Genomic DNA, 4,528 nt, shown 5'->3' with positions numbered 1-4,528 from the left:
ACGCCGTAGCGCCGATGGTAGTGTGGGGTCTCCCCATGTGAGAGTAGGGAACTGCCAGGCACCAAATAAAACGAAAGGCTCAGTCGAAAGACTGGGCCTTTTGTTTTATCTGTTGTTTGTCGGTGAGCGCTCTCCGGAGTAGGACAAATCCGCCGGGAGCGGATTTGAACGTTGCGCAGCAACGGCCCGGAGGGTGGCGGGCAGGACGCCCGCCATAAACTGCCAGGCATCAAACAAGTGAAGAGCCCATCCTGACGGATGGGCTTTTTGCGTTTGTGTCATCCGGCCAGTGTGCCGGCATGCCTCCCCGGTGGCGCTGTGCTTACCGGGGCTACGGATTCGTACCCGCCCTGCACAACCTGTAGCCTGGACCGGTACCTCGCATCACCACCGGTAACGCCCCGCAATGTTATTGCCCCTGCAATCAGGCAAGCCTTCCCCCGCCAGATACGGTAAACTAACGCCGATTTTGCATCAGGAAGCCACTATGAACCACTCCCTCAAACCCTGGAATACCTTTGGCATTGAACGCTCCGCCAGGACGATAGTTCGCGCCGAAACCGAGCAACAGTTGCTAAGCGCCTGGCAAACCGCTGTCGCGGTAGGCGAACCCACGCTGATCCTTGGGGAAGGCAGTAATGTCCTGTTTCTGAACGACTATGCCGGTACGGTGATCCTCAACCGGATTATGGGGATCGAGGTGAGCGAAACCCCTGAAGCCTGGCGTTTGCACGTTGGTGCCGGTGAAAACTGGCATAAACTGGTGCAGTTCACACTACAGCATGCGATGCCAGGTCTGGAAAATCTGGCATTAATCCCTGGATGCGCAGGATCATCGCCGATCCAGAATATTGGCGCTTACGGTGTTGAGCTACAGCGGGTTTGCGAATATGTTGACTGCGTTGAGCTGGAAACCGGGCGTAAGCAACGTCTTTCAGCAGCGGAATGCCGTTTTGGCTATCGCGATAGTATCTTCAAACATGAATACCAGGATCGCTACGCCATCGTCGCGATTGGCTTAACGTTAGCGAAAGCATGGCAGCCTGTACTGAGTTATGGTGATCTAACGCGTCTCGATCCGCAGACCGTCACCCCGCAGCAGGTGTTTGATGCCGTCTGTCATATGCGAATGACTAAGTTACCGGATCCCAAGATTAACGGTAATGCCGGAAGCTTCTTTAAGAATCCTATCGTTAGTGCTCAGGTTGCTGAAACACTGCTGGCGCAGTTTCCTCATGCACCGCACTATCCGCAGGCAAATGGTACCGTCAAGCTGGCCGCTGGCTGGCTAATCGATCAATGCCAGCTGAAAGGGCAACGCATCGGCGGCGCAGCCGTCCACCGACAGCAGGCGCTGGTACTGGTTAACGAAGATCGAGCGACCAGCGAAGATGTGGTAAAACTAGCCCACTACGTTCGCCAGCAGGTAGGGACGAAATTCGATGTATGGCTTCAGCCCGAGGTGCGCTTCATAGGAACACATGGGGAAGTCAACGCAGAGGAGAGCATTGCGTGAAAGACCATACTATCCCTTTAACGTTGATTTCTATCCTTGCTGATGGTGAATTCCACTCAGGCGAACAGCTTGGTGAGCAGTTAGGCATGAGCCGGGCGGCGATTAATAAGCATATCCAGACCTTGCGCGACTGGGGTGTCGATGTATTTACCGTGCCGGGCAAGGGTTACAGCCTGCCAGAGCCCATTCATCTGTTGGATGAGAAAAAGATCTCCCAACAGATAGAACATGGCCGAGTAACAGTTCTTCCCGTCATCGACTCCACTAACCAGTATTTGCTGGACAGGCTTGACGAGCTGACGTCCGGTGATGCCTGTGTGGCTGAATATCAGCAGGCAGGACGAGGCCGGCGAGGCAGAAAATGGTTTTCCCCCTTTGGCGCTAATCTCTATCTCTCGATGTACTGGCGACTGGAGCAGGGCCCGGCAGCGGCCATTGGACTCAGCCTGGTGATCGGTATCGTGATCGCTGAAGTTCTGCAGCAGCTCGGGGCTGAACAGGTTCGCGTGAAATGGCCAAACGATATTTACCTGCAGGATCGTAAGCTGTCCGGGATCCTCGTGGAACTGACGGGGAAGACGGGCGATGCTGCGCAAATCGTCAGTGGTGCAGGTATCAATCTTGTGATGCGTCGTGTGGAGTCTGATGTTGTCAATCAGGGGTGGATCAGCCTTCAGGAAGCAGGGGTTGTCATTGATCGCAACCTCCTCGCTGCGCGGCTGATAAAAGAGCTGCGTCTGGGTCTGGAGCTGTTCGAGCAGGAGGGGTTGGCGCCCTATCTGCCGCGCTGGGAAAAACTGGATAACTTTATTCATCGCCCGGTAAAACTGATTATCGGCGATAAAGAAATTTACGGCATTTCCCGTGGCATTGACGCCCAGGGCGCACTATTGCTGGAACAGGATGGTGTAATAAAAGCCTGGGTTGGTGGTGAAATATCATTGCGCAGTGCAGAATAAAAAAGGGAGCTTCGGCTCCCTTTTTCGTTATTTACGTAAGCGTACCTGATTCACTGAGTGATTGGCACTCTTGGTCATGATCAGGCTGGCTCGCTCGCGGGTTGGAAGAATGTTTTCTTTTAGATTCATTAAGTTAATCTCATTCCATAGCGAGGTGGCGATATCCACAGCTTCTTCCTTAGACAGCTTGGCGTAATTGTGAAAATAAGAGTCCGGATCGGTAAATGCTCCCTCCCGGAATTTAAGAAAGCGGTTGATATACCAGCTTTTTAATAATTCTTCCGGGGCGTCAACATAAATAGAAAAGTCGACAAAATCGGATACAAATACATGATGGGGATCGTGTGGATAATCCATTCCACTTTGCAGAACGTTCAATCCTTCAAGAATGAGAATATCCGGTTGCGCGACGGTTTTATCGCCGTCGGGAATAACATCATAAATCAAATGGGAATAAACAGGTGCAGTTGCCTGTGGTACCCCTGATTTGAGATCGGAGACAAACTTCACCAGCCGATGCATATCATAGGACTGCGGGAAGCCTTTCTTCTTCATTAACCCGCGTTCTTTTAAAACCGAGTTAGGGTGCAAGAATCCGTCAGTGGTAATGAGTTCGACATGACGGTGCTCCGGCCAGCGGCTCAGCAAGGCCTGAAGTACGCGAGCGGTGGTGCTTTTTCCTACCGCAACGCTGCCAGCGATACTAATAATATAGGGAATTCGTTGGCCGTTAGTGCCAAGAAATTGTTCAAGAACAGCCTGACGACGCAGGTTAGAACTGATATAGAAGTTGAGCAAACGCGACAGCGGCAAATAGATCTCGGCAACCTCTTCCAGAGAGAGATCTTCGTTGATGCCTTTTAACCGCGTGATTTCTTCCTCGGTCAATGTCATCGGGACAGAATCACGAAGTGCAGCCCATTGGTGGCGGTTAAATTGTAAGTACGGTGTCATTAACGTCTGCTCTTTTTGGCTCATAAGCATGTTCTTACCATCACCGTATACGTTGAAACGGCGATGCTTCACACGAGTTAATCAGGACAATGGGCAGGAGGGTAACACCAGATTGCCGGGAATAATAAGAAAAAAACTTATCGAATGCTGCTTTCTCGCGCCAGCATCACAAGAGCGGAATAAGTTTCTTATTCTTTGTAAAGAATATCCTTTGCCCGCTGGATACTGCTAACGACCCGTTACCTTTCTACCAGCACTCAGTCATGCCTCCAGGGCATCAGTGGATGATGGAAACCGCGCCTGATGGGCCGCTATGCTGGCGATTATTTGCACTCCATTGTTTGAAATTACACCGTTTTTTCGCGTAAGAGCACAAAATGTGAGCAAGAGAACGTTTTATGCAAATTTTTAGTTGCATGAACTCGCTCCTCTCCCTAGAATGCGCGCTACTTGATGCCGACTTAGCTCAGTAGGTAGAGCAACTGACTTGTAATCAGTAGGTCACCAGTTCGATTCCGGTAGTCGGCACCATAACAATTTGGGTGGGGTTCCCGAGCGGCCAAAGGGAGCAGACTGTAAATCTGCCGTCATCGACTTCGAAGGTTCGAATCCTTCCCCCACCACCACTTTCTGGCGACGCTTTGCGTAGCCGGAGTTGGTTGGGTAAACTAATCAGCTCAATACTAAAGAGAGCAGTCTCTTTAGTGTTACAGAAAGAACTGGGTAGCCGAGTTTCAGGATGCGGGCATCGTATAATGGCTATTACCTCAGCCTTCCAAGCTGATGATGCGGGTTCGATTCCCGCTGCCCGCTCCAGACGTGCTGATATGGCTCAGTTGGTAGAGCGCACCCTTGGTAAGGGTGAGGTCCCCAGTTCGACTCTGGGTATCAGCACCACTTCTTTTCTCTCCTTCCCTGTTTCTCTTCTGTTATTTTCATTCAACAAGTCGGGCATGTTGCCTGGTTGATGTGGTGATATCACCGATTTATCCGTGTCTTAGAGGGACAATCGATGTCTAAAGAAAAGTTTGAACGTACAAAACCGCACGTTAACGTCGGTACTATCGGCCACGTTGACCATGGTAAAACAACGCTGACC

Annotated in this window: 4 protein-coding genes and 4 tRNA genes; 7 read left to right on the top strand and 1 reads right to left on the bottom strand. The window is 51.3% G+C overall.

The annotated features are described in order from the left end of the window. Positions 1–487: 487 nt before the first annotated feature. Together murB and birA are read left to right on the top strand one after the other, a co-directional pair. Entirely contained in the window at positions 488–1,516 is a 1,029-nt protein-coding gene (gene murB / locus ACKLKD_RS27480) for a UDP-N-acetylmuramate dehydrogenase (RefSeq protein ID WP_025714690.1), read from the top strand. Further along, on the top strand, positions 1,513–2,475 hold the full coding sequence (gene birA, locus ACKLKD_RS27475; RefSeq protein WP_004206834.1) for a bifunctional biotin--[acetyl-CoA-carboxylase] ligase/biotin operon repressor BirA: 963 nt from the start codon (positions 1,513–1,515) through the stop codon (positions 2,473–2,475). Before murB ends, birA begins: the two co-directional genes overlap by 4 nt. A gap of 27 nt (positions 2,476–2,502) precedes the next feature. On the opposite strand, the gene coaA is transcribed toward birA, so the two are convergent. Then, the gene (coaA, locus tag ACKLKD_RS27470) at positions 2,503–3,453 is read right to left on the bottom strand and encodes a type I pantothenate kinase (protein ID WP_032429237.1); all 951 of its coding nucleotides are present in this window, start codon (positions 3,451–3,453) and stop codon (positions 2,503–2,505) included. A 431-nt stretch (positions 3,454–3,884) separates the two neighbouring features. On the opposite strand from coaA, the gene ACKLKD_RS27465 reads away from it, so the two are divergent. The 5 genes from ACKLKD_RS27465 to ACKLKD_RS27445 form a co-directional block, all read left to right on the top strand. Next, positions 3,885–3,960 (top strand) — tRNA-Thr (locus tag ACKLKD_RS27465). Positions 3,961–3,970: 10 nt separating this feature from the next. Further along, positions 3,971–4,055 (top strand) — tRNA-Tyr (locus ACKLKD_RS27460). Between the two features lie 115 nt (positions 4,056–4,170). Further along, positions 4,171–4,245 (top strand) — tRNA-Gly (locus ACKLKD_RS27455). Between the two features lie 5 nt (positions 4,246–4,250). Then, positions 4,251–4,326, top strand: a tRNA-Thr gene (locus tag ACKLKD_RS27450). A gap of 115 nt (positions 4,327–4,441) precedes the next feature. After that, positions 4,442–4,528, top strand: an 87-nt coding sequence (locus tag ACKLKD_RS27445) for a GTP-binding protein (protein WP_002436303.1), incomplete at its 3' end; no start/stop codon positions are given.

Source organism: Klebsiella sp. 10982, assembly GCF_048589245.1.
GTDB classification, from domain to species: domain Bacteria; phylum Pseudomonadota; class Gammaproteobacteria; order Enterobacterales; family Enterobacteriaceae; genus Klebsiella; species Klebsiella quasivariicola.
This window is presented reverse-complemented; position numbering and strand designations above follow the sequence as displayed.

Excerpts from the sequence above, each read along its gene's own strand:
- murB (WP_025714690.1), top strand. The coding sequence starts at position 488 with ATGAACCACTCCCTCAAACCCTGGAATACCTTTGGCATTGAACGCTCC.
- coaA (WP_032429237.1), bottom strand. The coding sequence starts at position 3,453 with ATGAGCCAAAAAGAGCAGACGTTAATGACACCGTACTTACAATTTAAC.